This window comes from Mycobacterium sp. NGS49, from assembly GCF_059812565.1.
In genome coordinates, this window is record NZ_JCALCX010000124.1 from 1 (window position 1) to 266 (window position 266).

Consider the following 266-nt stretch of genomic DNA (forward strand, 5'->3'; position numbering starts at 1 on the left):
GCTCAACCCGTGGCGCTGGTATGCGGTTCCGCGTGCGGCGGCCGGTGCGCTGACCGTCGACCGCGATGATCACGCCTGGGACCTGGCCCGGCTCGGCTGGGCCCTGCACGGCGCCACCACGGCACTGACCGTGCCCATCGGTGAGTTCACCGACACCGGCGTCGGCTCGGTGGTGGTGTGGAATCACGACGCGGCCAGTGAACTGTTCGACGCGCTGGCCGCCGATGCGCCGGTGCCCGCCGACGCGTTGCAGGACCAGCCGTGAA

General features: G+C 71.8%; 1 pseudogene. It reads left to right on the forward strand.

The features are described 5' to 3' along the window. Positions 1-265: pseudogene (locus AC5Y7D_RS30980) on the forward strand (LCP family protein); the annotation flags it as partial. Position 266 lies beyond the last annotated feature (1 nt).